21 protein-coding genes are annotated in these 20,849 nt (G+C 63.8%); 12 read left to right on the top strand and 9 right to left on the bottom strand.

Annotation, left to right across the window (positions count from 1 at the left end; genetic code table 11):
- Window positions 1-108: 108 nt before the first annotated feature.
- Entirely contained in the window at window positions 109-633 is a 525-nt protein-coding gene (locus AC0L30_RS33035) for a Dps family protein (protein ID WP_007596666.1), read from the bottom strand.
- A 113-nt stretch (window positions 634-746) separates the two neighbouring features.
- On the opposite strand from AC0L30_RS33035, the gene AC0L30_RS33040 reads away from it, so the two are divergent.
- A complete protein-coding gene (locus tag AC0L30_RS33040) occupies window positions 747-1,448 on the top strand; it encodes a class I SAM-dependent methyltransferase (protein WP_473367023.1) in 702 nt (233 codons plus the stop codon).
- A 286-nt stretch (window positions 1,449-1,734) separates the two neighbouring features.
- Here the strand turns inward: AC0L30_RS33040 and AC0L30_RS33045 are convergent, their stop codons facing one another.
- Window positions 1,735-2,106 carry an ArsR/SmtB family transcription factor gene (locus tag AC0L30_RS33045; protein WP_007596669.1) on the bottom strand — a complete coding sequence of 124 codons (372 nt, stop codon included), beginning with the start codon at window positions 2,104-2,106 and terminating at the stop codon, window positions 1,735-1,737.
- A 112-nt stretch (window positions 2,107-2,218) separates the two neighbouring features.
- On the opposite strand from AC0L30_RS33045, the gene AC0L30_RS33050 reads away from it, so the two are divergent.
- The 3 genes from AC0L30_RS33050 (at window position 2,219) to greA (ending at window position 7,685) form a co-directional block, all read left to right on the top strand.
- The gene (locus AC0L30_RS33050) at window positions 2,219-3,388 is read left to right on the top strand and encodes an MFS transporter (RefSeq protein WP_007596670.1); all 1,170 of its coding nucleotides are present in this window, start codon (window positions 2,219-2,221) and stop codon (window positions 3,386-3,388) included.
- A gap of 145 nt (window positions 3,389-3,533) precedes the next feature.
- Window positions 3,534-6,998: a carbamoyl-phosphate synthase large subunit gene (carB, locus tag AC0L30_RS33055; protein WP_354169330.1), complete on the top strand. Its 3,465-nt coding sequence runs from the start codon at window positions 3,534-3,536 to the stop codon at window positions 6,996-6,998.
- Window positions 6,999-7,211: 213 nt separating this feature from the next.
- On the top strand, window positions 7,212-7,685 hold the full coding sequence (gene greA / locus AC0L30_RS33060) for a transcription elongation factor GreA (RefSeq protein ID WP_007596674.1): 474 nt from the start codon (window positions 7,212-7,214) through the stop codon (window positions 7,683-7,685).
- Between the two features lie 186 nt (window positions 7,686-7,871).
- Here the strand turns inward: greA and AC0L30_RS33065 are convergent, their stop codons facing one another.
- A complete protein-coding gene (locus tag AC0L30_RS33065) occupies window positions 7,872-8,351 on the bottom strand; it encodes an Lrp/AsnC family transcriptional regulator (protein ID WP_007596676.1) in 480 nt (159 codons plus the stop codon).
- Between the two features lie 265 nt (window positions 8,352-8,616).
- Between AC0L30_RS33065 and trxB the strand changes: the two genes are divergently transcribed.
- From trxB to AC0L30_RS33090, 5 genes are all read left to right on the top strand, one after another.
- Window positions 8,617-9,582, top strand: a complete 966-nt coding sequence (gene trxB, locus AC0L30_RS33070) for a thioredoxin-disulfide reductase (protein WP_354169327.1) — start codon at window positions 8,617-8,619, stop codon at window positions 9,580-9,582.
- A gap of 5 nt (window positions 9,583-9,587) precedes the next feature.
- Entirely contained in the window at window positions 9,588-10,511 is a 924-nt protein-coding gene (locus tag AC0L30_RS33075) for a LysR family transcriptional regulator (protein ID WP_007614700.1), read from the top strand.
- A 465-nt stretch (window positions 10,512-10,976) separates the two neighbouring features.
- Window positions 10,977-11,885, top strand: coding sequence for a 4-hydroxy-tetrahydrodipicolinate synthase family protein (locus AC0L30_RS33080; RefSeq protein ID WP_473406125.1), 909 nt, complete (start codon window positions 10,977-10,979; stop codon window positions 11,883-11,885).
- 179 nt (window positions 11,886-12,064) lie between these two features.
- Window positions 12,065-12,211 carry a hypothetical protein gene (locus tag AC0L30_RS33085; RefSeq protein ID WP_473255684.1) on the top strand — a complete coding sequence of 49 codons (147 nt, stop codon included), beginning with the start codon at window positions 12,065-12,067 and terminating at the stop codon, window positions 12,209-12,211.
- A gap of 98 nt (window positions 12,212-12,309) precedes the next feature.
- Window positions 12,310-12,489 (top strand): hypothetical protein, encoded by a 180-nt coding sequence (locus tag AC0L30_RS33090; RefSeq protein ID WP_007596684.1) that lies wholly within the window; start codon window positions 12,310-12,312, stop codon window positions 12,487-12,489.
- A gap of 77 nt (window positions 12,490-12,566) precedes the next feature.
- Here the strand turns inward: AC0L30_RS33090 and AC0L30_RS33095 are convergent, their stop codons facing one another.
- Together AC0L30_RS33095 and AC0L30_RS33100 are read right to left on the bottom strand one after the other, a co-directional pair.
- Complete coding sequence (locus AC0L30_RS33095; protein ID WP_007596685.1) at window positions 12,567-13,244, bottom strand: ParA family protein; 678 nt, start codon at window positions 13,242-13,244, stop codon at window positions 12,567-12,569.
- Between the two features lie 400 nt (window positions 13,245-13,644).
- A complete protein-coding gene (locus tag AC0L30_RS33100; protein ID WP_473406126.1) occupies window positions 13,645-14,007 on the bottom strand; it encodes a hypothetical protein in 363 nt (120 codons plus the stop codon).
- Window positions 14,008-14,328: 321 nt separating this feature from the next.
- Between AC0L30_RS33100 and AC0L30_RS33105 the strand changes: the two genes are divergently transcribed.
- The 3 genes from AC0L30_RS33105 to AC0L30_RS33115 are packed head-to-tail and all read left to right on the top strand — an operon-like array spanning window position 14,329 to window position 17,372.
- Entirely contained in the window at window positions 14,329-15,495 is a 1,167-nt protein-coding gene (locus tag AC0L30_RS33105) for a CaiB/BaiF CoA transferase family protein (RefSeq protein WP_473255685.1), read from the top strand.
- Window positions 15,496-15,497: 2 nt separating this feature from the next.
- Window positions 15,498-16,421 carry an HpcH/HpaI aldolase/citrate lyase family protein gene (locus AC0L30_RS33110; RefSeq protein WP_473406127.1) on the top strand — a complete coding sequence of 308 codons (924 nt, stop codon included), beginning with the start codon at window positions 15,498-15,500 and terminating at the stop codon, window positions 16,419-16,421.
- A gap of 6 nt (window positions 16,422-16,427) precedes the next feature.
- Window positions 16,428-17,372, top strand: a complete 945-nt coding sequence (locus tag AC0L30_RS33115) for an AEC family transporter (RefSeq protein WP_473406128.1) — start codon at window positions 16,428-16,430, stop codon at window positions 17,370-17,372.
- On the opposite strand, the gene AC0L30_RS33120 is transcribed toward AC0L30_RS33115, so the two are convergent.
- The 4 genes from AC0L30_RS33120 to AC0L30_RS33135 form a co-directional block, all read right to left on the bottom strand.
- On the bottom strand, window positions 17,365-17,844 hold the full coding sequence (locus tag AC0L30_RS33120; protein ID WP_219683703.1) for an RES family NAD+ phosphorylase: 480 nt from the start codon (window positions 17,842-17,844) through the stop codon (window positions 17,365-17,367). The two genes, AC0L30_RS33115 and AC0L30_RS33120, sit on opposite strands and share 8 nt — an antisense overlap.
- A gap of 9 nt (window positions 17,845-17,853) precedes the next feature.
- Window positions 17,854-18,573, bottom strand: a complete 720-nt coding sequence (gene parS, locus AC0L30_RS33125) for a type II RES/Xre toxin-antitoxin system antitoxin (protein WP_007596693.1) — start codon at window positions 18,571-18,573, stop codon at window positions 17,854-17,856.
- A gap of 129 nt (window positions 18,574-18,702) precedes the next feature.
- Complete coding sequence (gene tenA, locus AC0L30_RS33130; protein WP_473406129.1) at window positions 18,703-19,377, bottom strand: thiaminase II; 675 nt, start codon at window positions 19,375-19,377, stop codon at window positions 18,703-18,705.
- Between the two features lie 267 nt (window positions 19,378-19,644).
- Complete coding sequence (locus AC0L30_RS33135) at window positions 19,645-20,715, bottom strand: ABC transporter substrate-binding protein (protein WP_473406130.1); 1,071 nt, start codon at window positions 20,713-20,715, stop codon at window positions 19,645-19,647.
- Window positions 20,716-20,849: the final 134 nt, after the last annotated feature.

Below are 20,849 nucleotides of genomic sequence, written 5' to 3' on the forward strand. Positions count from 1 at the left end.
AAAGACGTTGCAGTAGGGTGGGTTAGCGAAGCGTAACCCACCTCTTCTGTTTCCGCGGAGGCAGAGGCGGTGGATTACGCCTGCGGCTAATCCACCCTACGACCTATCCTACGCCTCGTTCGCACCTTCCTGTCTCGTGGCTTCGAACAGGAACCAGGTGCGGCGCTCGGTCTCGTCGATGAAGTTTTCGAGGATGCTGGCGCTGGCGACGTCACCGGCGTCGTCGCAGACCTCGTGTGCCTTGCGCATTGCCGCGGCGACATGCTTGTTGTCCTGCATCAGCTCGCGCAGCATCTCGCGCGGCGGGACATAGTCTTCGTTGTTGTCCTTGATGGTCTGGAGCTTGGCGATCTGCCCGATCGATTTCAGCGTGGTACCGCCGATCTTGCGGACGCGCTCGGCGAGTTGGTCGGTGGTGGCGAAAATCTGGTCGGACTGTTCGTCGAGCAGCAAATGATAGTCGCGGAAATGCCGGCCGCTGATATGCCAGTGGAAATTCTTGGTCTTCAGATACAGCGCGAACGCATCGGCCAGAAGCACGTTGAGCGCCTCCGAAACCTTGTTGACCGCCTGGGACGACAGATCGGTGGGTGTGTCGAGGTCGGGCGAGACCTTTTGTGGGGCTTTGCTCACGGGAAACCTTCCTGTTAGGACGCGGACATTGACGGCGCGCCGCCGCACCCCTAACGCAGGCGGGCAGCGCCGGTTCCTGCATCGGAACCGTTTGGCCGGGACCCTCGACGACCATGGACGATTGGATCGACTATTACGACTCGACGCACACGATCTATGTCAGCAAGCTGCATCGCGACTTGCACTTCCAGATCATCGCGCGGGACATTATCGGCTACATCTCTTCGCCCGAGGCGACCGTGCTCGACTATGCCTGCGGCGAGGCGCTGTCGGCGAGCGAGGTCGCTGCGGCCTGTGGAAAGCTGATCCTCGCCGAGCCCGCGCCCGGCGTGCGCGGCCGGTTGATCGCGCGCTTTGCCCCGAACACGAAAATCCGCGTCCGCTCGCTCGACGACGTCCACAACATGCAGGAGCAGTCGATCGATCTCGCCGTGATGAACTCCGTCGCGCAATACATGACGCCGGACGAGCTCGATGCCGCGCTCCTCAACTTCCGGCGTATCCTAAAGCCCTCCGGCAAGCTCGTGCTCGGCGACATCCTCCAGCCCAATGTCGGCATGTTCAGGGACGTCACGGCGCTGCTCAGCTTCGGCCTGCGTCACGGCTTTTTGAAAGATGCGCTGATCGGGCTGATCAGCACCGCACTGTCGGATTACCGTCATCTGCGCACGCGCATCGGGCTGCAGCGCTACAGTGAGGAGGAGATCACCGCCAAGCTCAAGATAGCCGGCTTCGCGGTCCAGCGCGCTCACCGCAATATCGGCCACAATCGCTGGCGCATGACGTTCGTCGCGCGGCCGCCGTTGGTTCGGTAAGTTTCTTGGGTTCGGTGAGTTTCCTGGGTTCGTTAAGCATAACGTCTGCCTGAGGTGGCTTGTCGCACCCTGATCGGCAATGATCGCCGCGGCCCGGTGGCGGAAGTGTCTACGCGAGGGCGATGCATCGCTCTTTATCCTGGTTCAAATCCAGGCCGGGTCTCCACGCTTCGCCCCTGCGGGGCTACGCGTGGCGCCGCCACGCGAAGCCCGAAGGGCGAAGGGCGAAGCGTGTCCGGCGTAGCTGGAGCGAAGCGCATGCGTAGACGGACTGGCCGACCAATCCTCACTCCGCCTCGACCACTTCACATTCAGGCAAGAGTCGCAGCCGGTCGGCATCCTTTGCCGCGGAGGCGATGACGGCATCGAGCAGGCCCGGAAAACGTGCGTCCAGATCCTCGCGGCGCAGCCGCACGAAGCGGTTGGTGCCGGCGACGCGGGTCTGCATCAGGCCGCATTCGCGCAGCTTGGCGAAGTGATAGGCGAGGTTTGATTTGCCCGCGAGCCCGTTGAAATCGCCGCAGCACAGCTCGCCGCTGACACGTTCCTGCTGCGCGAGCTGATACACAATCGTCAACCTGATCGGGTCGCTCAGGCAATCCAGAACCATCGGCAGTTCGATCTGCTCGCGGGTGGGGTGGGGAGGCGTGCGGCTCATGGTCTGAGGATCATAGTGAAATCGCCTCGATGTTCAATAGTTCTTGAACCAATTGACTCCTGACCCCGTCCCATCGATAGTTCAATAAACGTTGAACATCGGGATTTCTCGGATGAGCGTATTCTGGTTGGCCTTGGCGGCCTTTGCGATCGGCACGGAAGGCTTTGTCATTGCAGGGCTTTTGCCGTCGATCGCCACCGACCTGGCGATTTCAGTCCCCGCCGCCGGCCAGTTGGTCACGGCCTATGCTCTCACCTATGCGGTCGGCTCCCCGATCCTGGCGGTGACGCTGAACAATATCGACCGCCGCACCGTGCTGGCCCTGGCGCTATCGACCTTCATCGCCGGAAACCTCGCGGCGATGGTGGCGTCGAATTACGCCCTGCTGCTGGCCTCGCGCATGCTGATGGCGCTGGGCTCCGGGCTGTGCATGCCGACCGCGCTGGCCGTATCCGTGGCCGTCGCCGCGCCGGAGCGACGCGGCCGCGCGGTGGCACTCGTCACCTCGGGCCTCACGGTTGCGACCGTCATCGGCGTTCCCCTCGGCAATCTCGTCGGCAGCATGCTCGGCTGGCGCGCGACCTTTGCCATGGTCGCCCTGATCGGTGCCGTTGCGCTCGCCGGCCTCCTGCTCGGCCTGCCCCGCGGCCTGCCCCGCAACACGGCCTCGCTCAGCGATCGGCTGGCGGTGGCGCGTCACCGCAATGTCCTGACGGCGCTTCTGATCACGATCTTATGGGCGCTCGGCGGCTTCACAGTGTTCACCTATTTCGCGGTCCCGCTGCGCGGTCTTGGATTTGATGCGTCGCAGATCAGCCTCGCGCTGCTGGTGTTCGGCGGCGCCGCCGCGATCGGGAACATGCTCGGCGGCGTCCTGGCCGACCGGCTCGGCACGCTCGCCACAGCAGGTCTCGGGCTTGCCGGCATGGCCAGCGCGCTGATCCTGCATTCGCTGGTCCTGAAGCTGATGCCGGGACAGGCGCATTATGCGGTGCTGGGCGCGATCTTCCTCTGGGGCATCTCGGGATGGGCGTTCTACCCGGCCCAGGTCGCCAGCATCATCCGGATCGAGCCGCAGGCCTCGATGATCGCGCTCTCGCTCAACGCCTCGGCCATGTATCTCGGCTTTGCGATCGGCGGTGCCTTGGGCGGCGCCGTGCTTGCGGCGTGGAGCCCGGCCGATCTCGGCTGGGTCGGCGGATTGAGCGTTTCGGCGGCTCTTCTGGTCCATCTCGCCCGGGGCTGGCAGGCTCGGCCAAAACCGGTCAAAATTGCCGGTTGATGGGCGTTTTTCGGGGTTTCGCCGCCCCGAAAACTGTTCTAAGACCCACCCCGCGCGCGAGGGGGGACCACCGCGCTCTCGGCCAAAGGGACGCGCAGCAGGCGCGCCCTTTTTTTGTGCCCAAATTCCACTTCGGCGAGAGTTGATGCCCAAACGTACAGACATCACCACCATCCTGATCATCGGCGCCGGTCCCATCGTGATCGGCCAGGCCTGCGAGTTCGACTATTCGGGCACCCAGGCGGTGAAGACGCTGAAGGAAGAGGGCTATCGCATCGTCCTCGTCAATTCCAATCCGGCCACCATCATGACCGACCCGGAATTGGCCGATGCGACCTATATCGAGCCGATCACGCCCGAGATCGTCGCAAAAATCATCGAGAAGGAACGTCACGTCATTCCCGGCGGCTTCGCGCTGCTGCCGACCATGGGCGGACAAACCGCGCTGAACTGCGCGCTGTCGCTGCGCCAGCAAGGCACGCTCGAAAAGTATGACGTCGAGATGATCGGCGCCACCGCGGACGCGATCGACAAGGCCGAAGACCGTCAGCTGTTCCGCGAGGCCATGACCAAGATCGGGCTCGAGACACCGAAGTCGCGGCTCGCCAACGCCTCCGCCCTGAAGAAGTCCTTCCGCGACAAGTACCAGGCCGATCGCGCGAAGGCCTCGGGCGCGGCGCTCGCAGAGCTCGAGCGGCAGTGGACGCTCGGCGAGAGCGACCGCCGCAAGCGCTACCAGGAATATGCGCTCGGCCAGGCGCTGATGGCGTTGTCCGAGATCGGCCTGCCCGCGATCATCCGCCCCTCCTTCACCATGGGCGGCACCGGCGGCGGCATTGCCTATAACAAGGAAGAGTTCCTCGACATCATCGAGCGCGGCCTGGATGCGTCTCCTACCAACGAAGTGCTGATCGAAGAATCCGTGCTCGGCTGGAAAGAGTACGAGATGGAGGTGGTGCGCGACAAGAAAGACAATTGCATCATCGTCTGCTCGATCGAGAATCTCGATCCGATGGGCGTGCACACCGGCGATTCCATCACGGTGGCGCCGGCGCTGACGCTGACCGACAAGGAATACCAGATCATGCGCGACGCCTCGCTTGCGGTGCTGCGCGAGATCGGGGTCGAGACCGGCGGCTCCAACGTGCAGTTCGGCGTCAACCCGGAAGACGGCCGCATGGTCGTCATCGAGATGAATCCGCGCGTGTCGCGTTCCTCCGCCCTGGCTTCGAAAGCCACCGGCTTTCCGATCGCAAAGGTCGCCGCCAAGCTTGCGGTCGGCTACACGCTCGACGAAATCGCCAACGACATCACCGGCGGCGCCACGCCGGCCTCGTTCGAGCCGACGATCGACTACGTCGTCACCAAGGTGCCGCGTTTCGCCTTCGAGAAATTCCCCGGTGCCTCCACCACGCTGACCACGTCGATGAAGTCGGTCGGCGAAGTCATGGCGATCGGCCGCACCTTCCAGGAAAGCCTTCAGAAGGCCTTGCGCGGGCTCGAGACCGGACTCACCGGCCTCGACGAGATCGAGATCGAAGGTCTCGGTCGCGACGACGACAAGAATGCGATCCGCGCTGCGCTAGGCACGCCGACGCCGAACCGGCTGCTCCAGGTCGCCCAGGCGATGCGGCTCGGCTGGTCGGACGAGGAGATCTTCAATTCCTGCAAGATCGATCCGTGGTTCCTCAGCGAGATGCGCGGCATCGTCGACATGGAAGCGAAGGTCCGCAAGAACGGCCTGCCGGGCAACGCCTTCGGCATGCGCACGCTCAAGGCCATGGGCTTCTCCGATGCCCGGCTCGCGGTGATCGCGGAGACGACGGAGGCCGAGGTCACGGCGAAGCGCCACGCGCTCGGCGTTCGCCCGGTCTACAAGCGCATCGACACCTGCGCGGCCGAGTTCGCCTCGCCCACCGCCTACATGTACTCGACCTATGAGGCGCCGTTCGCGGGCGCGCCTGCGGACGAGAGCTCGCCGTCCGACAAGAAGAAGGTCATCATCCTCGGCGGCGGACCGAACCGCATCGGCCAGGGCATCGAATTCGACTATTGCTGCTGTCACGCCTGCTTCGCGCTGCACGACGCCGGCTACGAATCCATCATGGTCAACTGCAACCCGGAGACGGTGTCGACCGACTACGACACGGCCGACCGGCTCTATTTCGAGCCGCTCACCGCCGAGGACGTGCTGGAGATCATCGCGAAGGAACGCACGAACGGCACGCTGCACGGCGTGATCGTGCAGTTCGGCGGCCAGACCCCGCTCAAGCTCGCGCGGGCGCTGGAAGCCGCTGAAGTGCCGATTCTCGGCACCTCGCCCGATGCCATCGATCTTGCGGAAGACCGCGACCGCTTCAAGCGGGTGCTCGACAAGCTGCGGCTGAAGCAGCCCAAGAACGGCATCGCCTATTCAGTCGAGCAAGCGCGCCTGGTCGCAACCGATCTCGGCCTGCCGCTGGTGGTGCGCCCGTCCTACGTGCTCGGCGGCCGCGCGATGCAAATCATCCGCGAGGAGAACCAGCTCAGTGATTACCTGCTCGGCACGCTGCCGGAGCTGGTGCCGGGGGACGTCAAGGCGCGCTACCCGAACGACAAGACCGGCCAGATCAACACCGTGCTCGGCAAGAACCCGCTGCTGTTCGACCGCTATCTGTCCGATGCGACCGAGATCGACGTCGACTGCCTCTGCGACGGCAAGGACACCTTCATCGTCGGCATCATGGAGCACATCGAGGAAGCCGGCATCCATTCCGGCGACAGCGCCTGCTCGCTGCCGCCGCACTCGCTGGACGACAAGATGATCGAGGAGCTGGAGCGGCAGACCCGCGAGCTGGCGCTCGGCCTCGACGTCGTCGGCCTGATGAACGTGCAATACGCCATCAAAGACGGCGAGATCTACGTGCTCGAAGTCAATCCGCGCGCCTCGCGCACGGTGCCCTTTGTCGCCAAGGTGGTCGGCACGCCAGTCGCGAAGATCGCGGCGCGCGTCATGGCCGGCGAGAAGCTTGCCGATTTCAAGCTGAAGAAGGCGAACTTCGATCATGTCGGCGTGAAGGAATCGGTATTTCCGTTTGCCCGCTTCCCCGGCGTCGATACCGTGCTCGGCCCCGAGATGCGCTCGACCGGCGAGGTCATGGGCATCGACCGCTCCTTCGCGGTGGCGTTCGCCAAGAGCCAGCTCGGCGGCGGCACACGGGTGCCGCGCAAGGGGACGGTGTTCGTCTCGGTCCGCGAAAGCGACAAGACGCGCATCACCGAGGCCGTCCGCGAGCTGCATTCGCTCGGCTTCAAGGTGCTGGCGACGTCGGGCACGGCCCGCTTCCTGACCGACCAGGGCATCCCGACCGAGAAGGTGAACAAGGTGCTGGAGGGCCGGCCGCACATCGTCGACGCCATCACCAATGGCGACGTCCAGCTCGTCTTCAACACCACCGAAGGGCCGCAGGCGCTCGCCGACAGCCGTTCTCTGCGGCGCGCGGCCCTCTTGCATAAAGTGCCGTATTACACCACTCTTTCCGGGGCCGTGGCGGCCGCGCAGGGCATCCGCGCCTATCTGGGCGGGGACCTTGAGGTTCGGACCCTGCAGAGCTACTTTTCGGAAACCTGATCGCGAGCGGGAGGCCCAACCTTCCGCTAAGTGATTGGCGATGAAGCCACTATGGCCGGAGGAACTGTCCGGCCATAAGGTTGTTCTGTTCCGGCGCCAAGCCCATATGAACGTTCGGCGGCACGCGCGTTGAGCCCCCGGACAGAACTGACGAATCAAGTTGCGTGCGCGCTGACATGTCAGGGCGCGCGCGACCGAAGGACGAGAGAAGAGATGGAAAAGGTACCGATGACAGCGGGCGGCTTTGCCGCACTCGGGGAAGAACTGAAGAAGCGCCAGTCGGAGGACCGTCCGCGGATCATCGAGCATATCGCCGAGGCGCGCTCGCACGGAGACCTTTCGGAGAACGCGGAATACCACGCCGCGAAGGAAGAGCAGTCCCACAATGAAGGCCGCATCGCCGAGCTCGAGGACAAGCTCGCGCGCGCCGACATCATCGACATCTCGAAGCTGTCCGGCGACACCATCAAATTCGGCGCGACCGTGACGCTGGTCGACGAGGACACCGAAAAGAAGACGGTGTGGCAGATCGTCGGCGAGGTCGAGGCCGACGCCAAGAAGGGCCGCATCTCCATCACCTCGCCGCTCGCGCGCGCGCTGATCGGCAAGAAGAAGGGCTCAACCGTCGAGGTCAATGCACCCGGCGGCGCCAAGGCTTATGAGATCACCAAGGTGGAGTGGCGGTAGCGATTTGCCGTCGCGTGTGATTTGAAAAGGCCGCGCGATGCGCGGCCTTTTTGTATCTGCGTGTTGCCGGGAATGAGGTGGGATGATCCTCACCTCTGGTCATTGCGAGCGGAGCGAAGCAATCCAGAGTCTTTCCGCAGAGGGAGCCTGGATTGCTTCGCTCCGCTCGCAATGACGGAGGAGGCGCTACCTTCGTCCCCTCACGTCGAGCGGCACCGCCGCCTCGTATTTCGAATTGTGCAGCACCAGCGAGGTCCGCACGTTGCGGACGTGCGGGGCGGCGGTCAGGTGGGTGACGAAATCCTGGAAGGTGGCCATGTCGGGCGCGACGCATTTCAGGATGAAATCGACCTCGCCGGACAACATCCAGCACTCGCGCACCAGCGGCTCGGCGCGGACGAACTCCTCGAAGGCGCGCAAATCGGCCTCGGCCTGGCTGGAGAGGTGCACTGCGGCAAACACCGTGACGTCGAAGCCGAGCTTTCGTGCGTCCAGAAGCCCGCGATAGCCATGGATATACCCCTCCTCCTCCAGCGCACGGACTCGGCGCAGGCAGGGCGGTGGCGAAATGCCGACGCGCTTGGCCAGCTCGACATTCGTGATTCGACCGTCGGCCTGAATCTCGGTGAGAATTTTCAGGTCGATCTCGTCTAGGTTCCGCGACACGTGATTGGAACTCCTGGCCTTTGCGGCGGTATTGGTGGGTCTGTCGCAATCCTCATAGCGCAGACCGCGCACTCGGCGCAATTTTATTGCGCGTGCAGCGCAATCGACTTTTGTTCCCTGTTGGAAAAATCCGCCGACAGGGAATGCAATTCTTGCATAGCTCACCAGAAGGCTTAGATTACCTCTGATATTTCAGCGCCTCCGCGAGGCCTCCCGGCACGTTCCGCGCCCGCGCTGCAGTCCCCCGTGAAAGGCATCTGTCGAAATGTCCGCCGCTGTCCATGCAAAGGTCGTCATCATCGGCTCCGGCCCCGCCGGCTACACGGCGGCGATCTACGCCGCGCGCGCGATGCTCGAGCCGATCCTGATCCAGGGCATCCAGGCGGGCGGCCAGCTGACCATCACCACCGACGTCGAGAACTATCCCGGTTTCGCCGACGTGATCCAGGGCCCCTGGCTGATGGAGCAGATGGAGAAGCAGGCGCTGCATGTGGGCACCCAGATCAAGACCGATCTGGTGACGAAGCTCGACACCTCGCAGCGACCCTTTCGCCTGACCTGCGATAGCGGCGACGTCTATCTCGCCGACACCGTCATCCTCGCCACCGGCGCCCAGGCGCGCTGGCTCGGGCTGCCGTCCGAAGCGAAATTCCAGGGCGGCGGCGTGTCGGCCTGTGCCACCTGTGACGGGTTCTTCTACCGCAACAAGGACGTCGTGGTGGTCGGCGGCGGCAATACCGCGGTCGAGGAAGCCCTGTACCTCACCAACCATGCCTCGCAGGTCACCATCGTGCATCGTCGCGATCACTTCCGCGCCGAACGCATCCTGCAGGAGCGTCTGTTCAAGCACCCAAAGATCAAGGTGGTCTGGGACTCAGCCGTCGACGAGATCTGCGGCACCGAGAACCCGAACAAGGTCACCCATGTGCGACTGAAGAACGTCAAGACAGGCGCCTTGACCGATGTGCCGACCGACGGCGTCTTCGTCGCCATCGGGCATGCCCCGGCGACCGAGCTCGTGGCCGGCCAGATCAAGCTGAAACCGTCGGGCTATGTCGAGGTCGCCCCGAACTCGACCGCCACCTCGGTCCCCGGCCTGTTCGCCGCCGGCGACGTCGCCGACGAGACCTATCGTCAAGCGGTCACGGCGGCCGGCCTCGGCTGCATGGCAGCACTCGAGGCGGAACGATTTTTGGCCCTGCGCGCCAGCGAGCGCGCGGCAGCGGAATAGACATCATGGCAAGAACACGCGACGGATTTACGGATATGGACTGGGACAAGCTGAAGGTGTTTCACGCCGCGGCGGAAGCGGGCAGCTTCACGCACGCGGGCGAGCAGCTCGGCCTGTCGCAATCGGCGGTGTCACGCCAGGTCTCGGCACTGGAGCAGGAGCTTTCGGTCTCGCTGTTCCACCGCCACGCCCGCGGCCTGATCCTCACCGAACAGGGCGACCTCCTGTTCCGCACCGCCCATGACGTGTTCATGCAGCTGCAGGCGGCGCGCGCCAAACTGACCGACAGCCGCGAGCGGCCGAGCGGCGATCTCAAGATCACCACCACGCCCGGCGTCGGCATCAACTGGCTGATCCCCAGGCTCGGCGAATTCACCGCGCTCTATCCGGAAATCCGGATCTCGCTGATCGTCACAGACGAGGAGCTCGACCTGTCGATGCGCGAGGCCGATGTCGCGATCCGCACCCGCAAGCCGACGCAGCCGGATCTCATCCAGCGCAAGCTGTTCGCGATGGGCTTCCACGCTTATTGCTCGCCCGATTACATCAAGCGCTTCGGCACGCCGCGCACGCTGGAGGAGCTCGACTCCCATCGCATCATCACGCTCTCCGACGGCAACTTCGCGCCGCATCTTCAGAACCGCAACTGGCTGGTCGAAGCCGGGCGCAACGGCTCGGGTCCGCGCGAAGCCTATTTCAGGGTCAACAACATTCTCGGCCTCGTCCGCGCCTGTCAGCAGGGCCTCGGCATCGCCGCGCTGCCGGACTATCTGATCGAAGAACAGAGCCGCCTCGTGCAGCTGTTCGGCGAATCGGATTCGATCCAGCTCGATACGTATTTTGTTTATCCGGAAGAGCTGAAGACGGTCGCGCGCGTGCAAGTGTTCCGCGACTTCGTGGTGAGCAAGGCGCAGCGTTGGCCGTCCTGATTTCCGCATGTCTGACATGCGGCTTGGACGCTTGATGCATGGCGCGAAGCTAGCCCATAATCTTTTCACGCTGAGCCTTCGCGTTGCGCATTTGTCCCCCTCCTCCAGTGGCGCGGGAGTTCAGTAATCCCTCTTGGAAGGTGATTGTGTCGGCCTCACGTGGCCAATACCTTAAGCCGGGCTCGATCGAGCCCGGCTTTTTTTTGGCGGATTCGGCCTTCGCCCTCCACGTGTATTGACAGTTCCATGCTTACCCCGCATGATTTGCAAATGATCACGAAGTCGTGCGTAAGCTCGTCGCAGGCAATCGCCTCGAAAAAAGGCCCCCATCTGGGGACCTCGGATTTTTGCACGCGCTAACACAGCCTTCGTCATCGCGAGCCGAAACTTCGAAAACCCCGCCGCCTGGACGGGGTTTTTTCATGTGCCCTCGTCTCAGGACTTTTCCCGAGAAGGAGATGGAACATGACCGGACTACAGGAACAATTGCACGGGCTCTGGCTGCCGCTGGTGACGCCGTTTCGCGACGGCGCCCTCGACGAGAGGTCGCTGCGCCGGTTGACACGGCATTACAGCGGACAGGCTGTCGACGGCTTCATCCTGGGAGCGACCTCCGGTGAAGGCATGACGCTGCGCGACGCCGAGCTCGAACGCCTCGTCGCCATCGTGCGCGACGAGCTGACCACCGGCCACAGCAAGCTTCCGATCTGCCTCGGACTCTCAGGCGCGGACACTTCGCGGCTGAAGGAGCGTCTCGACGCGACCGCGGACTGGCCGATCGACGGTTTTCTGATCGCGAGCCCGTATTATGTGCGGCCGTCGCAACGCGGGTTGCTGGCGCATTTCGAAGCGCTCGCCGATCACGCCGCCTGGCCGTTCGCGCTCTACAACATCCCCTATCGCACCTCAGTCAACATCACCAACCAGACCCTGCTGCGGCTTGCCGGGCATCCGAACATCATCGGCCTGAAGGATTGCGGCGCGAGCCGCGAGCAATCCATCGCGTTGCTGCGCGACCGTCCGAGGGATTTTCGCGTGCTGACCGGCGAGGATGCGAATTATTTCGACGCGCTCAGCGACGGCGCCGACGGCGGCATCGTGCTGTCAGCCCATCTCGAGACCGCGACATTTGCGGCTGTCCATGCCGAGCTGAAGCGCGGCAATCACGATGCGGCGCTGGCGCGCTGGCAGGAGGTCGCGGACCTGACGCGGCTGTTGTTCACCGAGCCCAGTCCCGCACCGGCAAAATACTGGCTGTGGCGCACGGGCCTGATCGACAGCCCCGAAGTGCGCCTGCCGATGGTCGAGATCGGCAGCGAACTCGCCGTCCAGCTCGACCGCGAGATCGAACGGCGGACGCAAGTCGCGGCGTAGCTGATGGCCCCTCACCCCACCCTCTCCCCGTAAGAACGGGGAGAGGGAGTGAGAGAGCGGAGTGCTTGGTTAACCGCGCCCGAACGGCCTTCGCTGCTGCCGCATGGCGCATCCACGGCTCGTTTACGCAAACGCGCCTATCGTCTTCATTCAAAGTCTTTTCAAATGGGGGAACGATCATGGGGCAGCGCATCCGCCCGACGGCCGCAGACATGTTCGCGTCGGCTGATTTCATGCGGGGAATTCTGGTGGTGTCGTCGTTCGGCTTCTGGGCGGTGATGCTCGGCCTGATGCCGGTGCTGGTGTTTCGAGTCTGGCTGGCGTGATGCCGGTGCAGGTCCGGATGGTTAACCCGTGGTAGCACCTGTGTTCGAAAGCGCGCGAAACTGCGACCCGGATTTTTAAATCATCCCGTGTAGCGTTCATGCCCATAAGCGAAGAAATCGCGGGGGCGTTTGTGAATAGTCATAACGAAATGGCGTCGCATTACGACGCTGGACAGCAGGGCTTCACCACCGAGGACATTCTCTGGGCCGCCGGCATCTGGTCAGTGATCCTCACTTTGTCGCCGGTGATCGTGTTCTACATGCTGATGGTGGCATAGCCTCCACAGCGATCTCCAGAAACGCAAAACGCGCGGATGTCCGCGCGTTTTTCGTCCGGGGAATGATTTATGAAAAATTACGCCGCCTGCTTGTGCATTGCGCCGGACGCCGACGCCGTGCCGCGAATAGCCTTCACCGAACGTTCGATTGCCGCCCACAGCCTTGCGATTTCCTGAGCCGCACGACTCTCGGCCTGATATTCCCGCGCGCCCTCGCCGTGGCTCAGCGCCATCAGCAGATCCGAACGGTTGGTGATCTGGCCGCCCCACACCGGAGCACGGAACTTCGCCAGTGCCTCGCGGGCAATGGTGACGATCGGGCTTTCGGACTCGTCGCGGCGCGCCGGCGCACCGTTGAGCACGACCGCGTAGGGCTTGCGCGCCGCACGGCACATCTGGATGGTTTCCTGCACCGCGTTGACGTCGAACACGCCGGGACGGGCGGGGATCACCACCATGGTGGCATTGCGGATGGCGTCGTCGACGACGGCCGAGAGGTTCGGCGGCGTGTCGATCAACACCCATTCATAACCGTCGCGCTTGGCAGCGGAGACGATGCCGCTGACCGAGTTTACCGCGGACTTGATCGGCGGTTCGTTGGTGCCACGCAGCTTGTGCCACAGCGTGAGCGAGCCTTGCGGATCCGCATCGACGAGCAGGATCGGCTTGGTCGCCTTGATCTGCGCGGCGAGATGCGCGGCCAGCGTACTCTTGCCTGAGCCACCTTTACGCGATGCAAAAACAATAACGTTCATACCTCTGCCTCCAGATTGACCCCAGGCGGCGAAAATGAATCACCGCGGTGATTCGGGAAAGAAAAATTTATCATAAGTTATGCTGGCGCCATGAAATAACAAAGCGCGTTGGCTTTTGAGTCACACTACTGCGTGCGCGGCGCTGCGGGACGAAGCGGAATGCAACCTCGCCGCGCAATCCGCTTCGCTAACCGTTTCCATCCCGCCTTGTCGCAAGCGTCCGCACACGGAGGCGAACAAAAGGAGTCCGGTGGCTGGTGTGGGGCTGATGCCCTGGTCGGTTTGACTCAAGGGGACAGCGAACGAGGAGCCGGACACGCAAATGCCCGGGACTTCAAACGCACTGCGCGCTTTGGCCCGGGCATGATCGAGTTTCAAAGAGGGAACGCGGTGTCCGCGTTCAGCCTTCGCTGGCTTTCTTCTTCTTGGCCGGCTTGGTGCTCTTCTTCGCCGTCCGGGTCGAGCTCTTGGGCGCGATGCTGGTCGGCTTGCCGGCGCGGGGCGCGGCCGCCATGCCCGGCTCCGGCCCCGGCCGGAAGAACACCCGGCACTGTGGCGAGAGCTGCGACTTCTTCTGGATCATGCAGGCGGTGATGGCGTCGACGTTCGGAACGAACTCGCCGCACAGCCGCATCGCATCAGGGGTGCAGGCCTGCTGCTCCTCCTGGGAGTAGGCAAAGCCTTCACCCGGGTGGATCAGGACGGCCAGGGCGATCCCCGTGATCGCAGCAGCGAAAGATTTCTTAAAGCGGAACGCCGGCATCGATCCCCCCAAATGTCGAGTCGGAGGCGATAGTGGGTGAACGGGCGTTCGTTGGCAACCGAGGCGAGATGCGAAAGCCGCGACGTGTGCGGTCTCGGCAACAGGGCCCCTAAAACAAAAAACGCGAAAACAACCCCATGCACAGTAGCCAAGTCCATGTGGCGATTGAACTTTGCGGATCGCGATTTGCGGATTTTACGAAATTGGATTTGACTCGTCGGGCAAAACAGGAGCATGATGCCATCATCACAGAACGTGCGTGGGCTGGTCGGCTTGTCTCCTGCGCTGGACAAAAGCGTGAGCGGGAGCGGAGACGATTGCATGGAGCGACATGAGGCGGAGCTGCCGCTGTCGGGCGTGACGGTGGTCTCGCTCGAGCAGGCGATCGCGGCTCCTCTTGCCAGCCGGCATCTTGCGGATTGGGGCGCGCGGGTCATCAAGATCGAGCGGCCGGGCGATGGCGATTTTTGCCGCGACTACGATCATGTGATGAACGGGATGTCGAGCCAGTTCGTCTGGACCAACAGGTCGAAGGAGAGCCTCGCCATCGACATCAAAAGTCCTGAAGGCCAGGAGGTGCTCGACGCCCTGCTGCCGCAGGCCGACGTCTTCATCCAGAACCTGGCGCCCGGCGCGGCGGAGCGGCTGGGCCTCGATGCCGCATCGCTGCTGCGGAAGTATCCCCGGATCATCGCCTGCGACGTTTCGGGCTATGGTACGGGCGGACCCTACAGCAACAAGAAGGCTTACGATCTCCTGGTGCAGTGCGAGGCCGGCGTCCTCGCCATCAACGGCACCGAGGCGGAGCCCGCCAAGGTCGGACTTTCCGTGGTCGATATCGCCACCGGCATGTACATCCTCAACGGCGTGCTGATGGCGCTGTATCGCCGCGAGCGCACCGGCAAGGGCACCGCCTTCCAGGCCTCGCTGTTCGATTCCATTACGGACTGGATGAGCTATCCCGCCTTCTACACGCAGAGTACGGGCCGCCCGCTGCCGCGAACCGGGGCAAGGCATGCAACGATAGCGCCGTATGGCCCTTTCCGCGTCGGCGACGGCAACACGATCTTCTTCGGCATCCAGAACGACCGGGAATGGCGATCGCTGTGCGCCATTGTGCTTGGCGAGGCCGCCTTTGCCGACCATCCCCGCTTCCGCACCAATCCGCTGCGCATGCAGAACAGGGACGATCTGCAGGTCCATATCGAGCAGCGTTTTGCGGCGATGACCAGTGACGAGGTGCTGCGGCTGCTCGACGAGGCCTCGATCGCCAACGCACATCTGAATTCGGTCGAGGCGTTCCTGGAGCACGAGCAGCTCCGCGCCCGATCCCGGGTGCAAACGGTGGGCACTCGTTGCGGCCCGGTGATGAGCTTCCTGCCGGCTCTCACCATTCCGGGCCTGTCGCCCAGGATGGATCCGGTGCCTGACGTCGGCCAGCACAACCCATCCATCCTCAGCGAGCTCGGTCTCGCAAAGGAGACGTGACGATGGTCCGTCTACGGCCGACGCGGGTCTATCTGGCCGTTCCCGCGCATCGCTCCCGTCTCGTCGCCAAGGCTGCGGCCTCGGCCGCGGATGCGGTGTTCATGGATCTCGAGGACGCCGTGCCGCCGTCCGAGAAGAGCGCGGCGCTGGAGGAAGCCGCGGGGTCGTTATCTTCTCTGGATTGGGGCAACAAGGTCGTCGCTGTCAGGCTCAACGCCGTCGACAGCCCCTTCATCGCGCAGGAGATCCGTAAGCTCGCTGCGCTGCCCCGGCTGGATTCGGTGATCGTGCCGAAGGCGGAGCGCCCGAGCGACACCGCCGCCATTGCCGATCAGCTGCGCGCGGCCGCGCCGGATCGCGCCTCGCCTGTCGCGGTCGAACTGCTGATCGAGACCGCGCTGGGTCTCGTCAATGTCGACGCGCTCGCCGCCGCGCACCAAAGCGTCGCCGCCCTTCATCTCGGCGTCGGCGATTTCGCCGCCTCGATCGGCGCCCGCTCCTCGGAAATCGGCGCGTCGCCGGACGGCTATCGCCACGTCGGCTCCGCCGAAAGCGGCTATGCCTCCGCCCCGCTCGATCTGTTCGCCTATCCGATGATGCGCCTGCTGGTGGCCGCGCGCGCGTTCGGCCTGCGCGCCATCGACGGCCCTTGCGGCGCGTTCCGGGACGCCAGACTGACCGAAAGCAGCGCGCTCAAGGCGGCGGCGATGGGTTTTGACGGCAAGCAGGTGATCCATCCCGACCAGATCGAGCCCACGCTGCGGGCGTTCGTCCCCTCCGACGCTGAGCTCGCGCACGCGCGGCGGGTGGTCGAGGCCATGGAGCAGGCCGAGGCGCAGGGCCAGGGCGCGGTGACGCTCGACGGCAAGATGATCGACTATGCCAATGTGCGCATGGCGCGCCGGATCATCGAGATGGGGTCGTAGCCGCGCATGGCCACCGTGCTGATCGTCGCGCCGGTGTTTGCGCTGATCGCGGCCGGCTATGCCGCGGTGTTGTTTCGCTTCGTCTCCGAGACCGCGCATAAGGGCATCTCCGAATTCGCCTTCAGCATCGCCATTCCCGCCCTGCTGTTCCGCACCATCGTCGTCTCGGAATTCTCCGGCGTCAGCCCGTGGCGGATGTGGGGCGCCTATTACGGCGCGCTCGCGCTGACCTGGATCGCGGCGCTCATCCTCTCGGCGCTGCTGCGGAAGCGGCGCGAGGACCGCGAGGACGGCGTCGTGTTCGCGATCGGCTCGGTCTACGGCAACATCGTCATGCTCGGCATTCCGCTGACGCTCTCGGCGCTGGGCAATGAGGCCGCGGGCCCGATGGCGCTGATCCTGTCGGTGAACACGCCGCTGCTCTGGCTCTGCGGCACGCTGCAGATGGAGCTGGTCGACCGCAAGCAGACCGCCTCGGCCGCATCGCTGATCCTGCCGGTGCTGCGCGATCTCTCCCGCAACCCGATCATGCTCGCGATCGGCTTCGGCCTCGTCTGGCGCCTCACCGGCCTCGGCCTGCATCCGGTCGTCGACCGGACCGTCGAGCTCTTGGCGCAGGCGGGATCGCCCGCTGCCCTGATCGCGCTCGGCATCAATCTCTTTCGTTTCGAGGTCAAGGGCGAGAAGCTCGGCATCCTCGCCATGAGCGCGCTCAAACTGCTGGCGATGCCGGCGGCCGCCTTCGTGCTGGCAAAGCTGCTCGACCTGCCGCCGCTCGCGGCCGGCGTCGTCGTGCTGTTCGCGGCGATGCCGACCGGCGCGAATGCGTACATCTTCGCGGTTCAGTATCAGCGGCTGGTGAACCCGGTATCGGGCGTGGTGGCGCTGGGGACGCTGCTGGCGGCGGTGACGTTGCCGGTGGTGGTGTGGGTGGTGGCGGGGGTTAGGTAGCGTTGGCCGGCCATTGGCCGAACAGCCTGAGGTCATGGGGATAGCGCGCGACATGCGCCACGCGGATGCGCGCCGCGTCCTTGTGCCTGGGATTGATGAGGTAGTTTTGCGCGAATGGCACGATGACCGATGGCACCGACACCATCGCCGTGCGCACCTCAGTGAACCAGGTCCGCAACACGTCGCGGCTCACCCTGGGATCGTCAGCCCAATCCGGCGATATACTCTCGATGTCGGCCCGGCTCACCGTCTCGACGGCGAGGTCGTCCGGCACGTCGATGCCGAGCAGTTGGTAGCTCGTCGGCAGGTCCTCGAAATCGATTTCAAGATGCACCATCACTTCGAGCAGTGCCGACGCCGGATGATCCGCTGCGTAGACCGCGTGCCGGCCGCGATCATGCCAGCGGCCGTCGGCCTTGAGGCCGCCCACGCCAGACAGATCGTCGAAGTTGGAGATCCGCCAGATCCTCACGCCAAATCCTTACGCAAGGATGCCGTGATCGATCCGGTGCAGCATCTCTTCGACGACGCGCGCGCCCGCCTCCGTCGCGAGGTAAGCAAGTGGCGTTTCCCCGCGAAGCAACTTCTTGGGCTTGCGCAACCAGCGGTGCGCCTTCGCAGGCTCGCCGAACACGTTGGCGGCCAATCGGTCAACCCGCGCCAGCCGCACGGCTTTGTCGGTCTCCTCGACCGTCAGCGGCTCGCCCTCCGACAGCCGCCGCGCCAGTGTGCGCTTCGGCACGACAAGCGCGTGAATTTCGTCGTCGCTGTAATTGGCGAGGCGCTTGAGCGCGGCAGGTTCGATGCGAAACAGGCTGTTGGCGTCGATAACGACATTGAACAGCTCGGCCGACGGCTGCGATTCATCCGTCCCGCCCCTGCCCAGCCCGAGCGAAGGCGCGTCGGTGACGGTGGAGAGCCCCGTGACCGCATCGAAATGCCCCTGCACGACAATGGCGCCGGCTTGCGGTTGATAGGTGTGGTCCTGCTCGGAGGCGAACAAGCGTTCAATTGCCGCCCCCCCGCGCGATTTGTCGGGAGGAGATTTGTGCGTCGGCTTCGATGATGGCTTGCGGTCAGGTCGCTGGGTCAGGGCTGCCGCCGCGATCGTCTTGATCTGTTTGTTGGTCAGCGAGCCGGGGGCACGAAGCCCGCGGGAAGTTGAACCAACGCCTTTGCCAGTCCGCTCGTTCTTTGCCATTGGTCCGCCGTAATGCCAAATGCCTGAAAAATACAGCCAAGTGGCATTTAAGCACATGGGCTGCCGGATTCAAGCGCGGCGGTGCTCTCGCGACCTCATGCCGGGAAGCTCAGACAATGCCTGAAAGAGCTATTGAACGCGCTGACCCTCGCGCCAGGCCATCTCCCAGAAGTCTGCCTCGAGTCGGGTGGCTTCCTTGAAGATCGCAATCAGTTCCGCCTCGCGGGCCGGCGTGGCGTAGAGATCGGCGAGATGCTCCATGTGCGCCCGCGCTCTGGCAGCGACCTCCTGGTACGGCGCGCCGGCGTACTCGGCGATCCAGACGCGGTAGGCGTTCGTGTCAGCGTCCGCGAGGGGGAGCGACGCGAGCCGCGTCGCGATCTCCGCGTACCCGATCACGCAGGGGGCAAGCGCGACCTTGAGCGCCAGCAGATCGCCGCGCATTCCCGCGTCGAGCACGTAGCGTGTATAGGCCAGCATCTCGGCCGCCGGAGGAGCATGTTCAAGATCGGTCGGCGATAGACCCCAATCGGCACAGAGCTTCACGTGGAGGTTCATCTCGACATCGAGGATGGCCGAAAGTCCGGCCGCTGCTTCACGCATGTCGGCGAGTTTTGGCGACTTGTAGACCGCGAGCGCGTAGGCGCGAGCAAACTCGATGAGGAACAAGTAGTCCTGAACGAGGTAGTGACGAAACGCCGCTTCGGGGAGCGAGCCGTCCGCCAATCCGCTCGTGAAGGGATGCTCGGCGTAGGCCCGCCACTCAACGGATGCTGCTGTCTTCAGACGCTCGAAGAAACTCACGATGTCTGCCCGGCCTGCTTGTCCATGAACGCCCTTGGTTCGCTACCGATAGCGTATTGCGAACCGGGGAGCTACGGTGACCGCGCACAAAACTGGATTTGAGCAGCGTTGCGGATGGGGCACTCCCCGCGTCGAGAGCTTTGTGCACTGTCACAGTAATGCCGAACCCACCGTTCCGAGAGTTTGATCGCGCAAAGCTGCCATTTCGGCATCGGCCACGCTTCACCCGAAAAGAAGATTGCAGGAGCGGCCCCACTCGGCGAGCCTTCAGATGTCGACGAGGTACACGCCTTTGGCTCCAGTCGGATTGGGGCCGAGTGCAGGCCCGATCATCTCCTCGAACTGAGTCTTCAGCCGTTCGACGCGTGTCCGATCCTGCATGAACAGCCGGAAACGCAGCGGATCCGTATTGTACTCCGAAATCGGCTTGTAGCCACCGGGGACCGGCACGTCGCGACGCACCGACCACTGGCCGGTCCGGGCAATCGTGGCATCTTTCGAGGCCATCCAGCTTAGATAAAGCTGTGCTGCGGCTTTGTGCTGCGCCTCGCGAAAGATTGCCGCTGTCTGCGGCCAGCTGTGGAACACGTCGTGCGGAGGCAATGCGAAGCGTAGCGGGCTATTAGCTGCCGGCGCAAATGCTCCGGAGGCTGTGAAGGTCGCAGCTCGCTTACCCTCCTGCACCGCTAGGCGCGCCGGCACAGTACCACGGACCCACAATACGTCCTGCTGCAGCAGGCGATCTATGTACTCCCATCCATGGGCGTTGACGATACGATCGAACTGATAGAGCACAGCATCGTCATCGTGCGGATAAGTGAGACAGATGCGCCCCTTGAGCTTCGGATCGAGATAGTCGAGCGCATCGCGTGGCGCGTCCGCCTCCGGAACAAGCGTAATATTGAACGAGTTGCTGAAAGCGACGACGCTGATTGCGTGGAAAGCGGCGTCCGGGTCCTTATATTCGGGCGCGATGGCGTCCCAGTCGAGCGGCTTGTAGGCGAGGAGTTGATCTTGTGTCTTCCAACGCTCGAAATCCTGCAGCGTCTGCAGGTGCGCGACATCAGCCTCCAGGCGACCGCGCGCAAGCTGCAGGTCGATGCGCGCATCATGGAATTTGCTGAGATCTGTTATGATGCGGGCGTCCATGCCCGGAAAGCGCTTCTTGAAAGCCTGCTCCAGGCCCGCCGAGGCGTTCGGAATGTCACCCCCTGCGTACACCACAAGCTTTCCGCCTTCCGCGAGTGCCGCACGATGCAGCTCGTCCAGGCTGCGCGTCTCAACGTCCGGGGGCACTGACTGAGGTCTGGCGACCGATGCACGCGCGGCAGCAAGCACGAGCGGTGCTGCAAGAGAGATTGCCGCAAAGGCGCGACGGCTGAACTGTTGCATGACTCTTTGATCTCCGAATTTTGCTTCCCTCAGTTATTCCGCGCGCTTGCCTGATACAATCACGTGAAATTGTGACATAC

Source organism: Bradyrhizobium sp. MI1.11 (genome assembly GCF_055811255.1).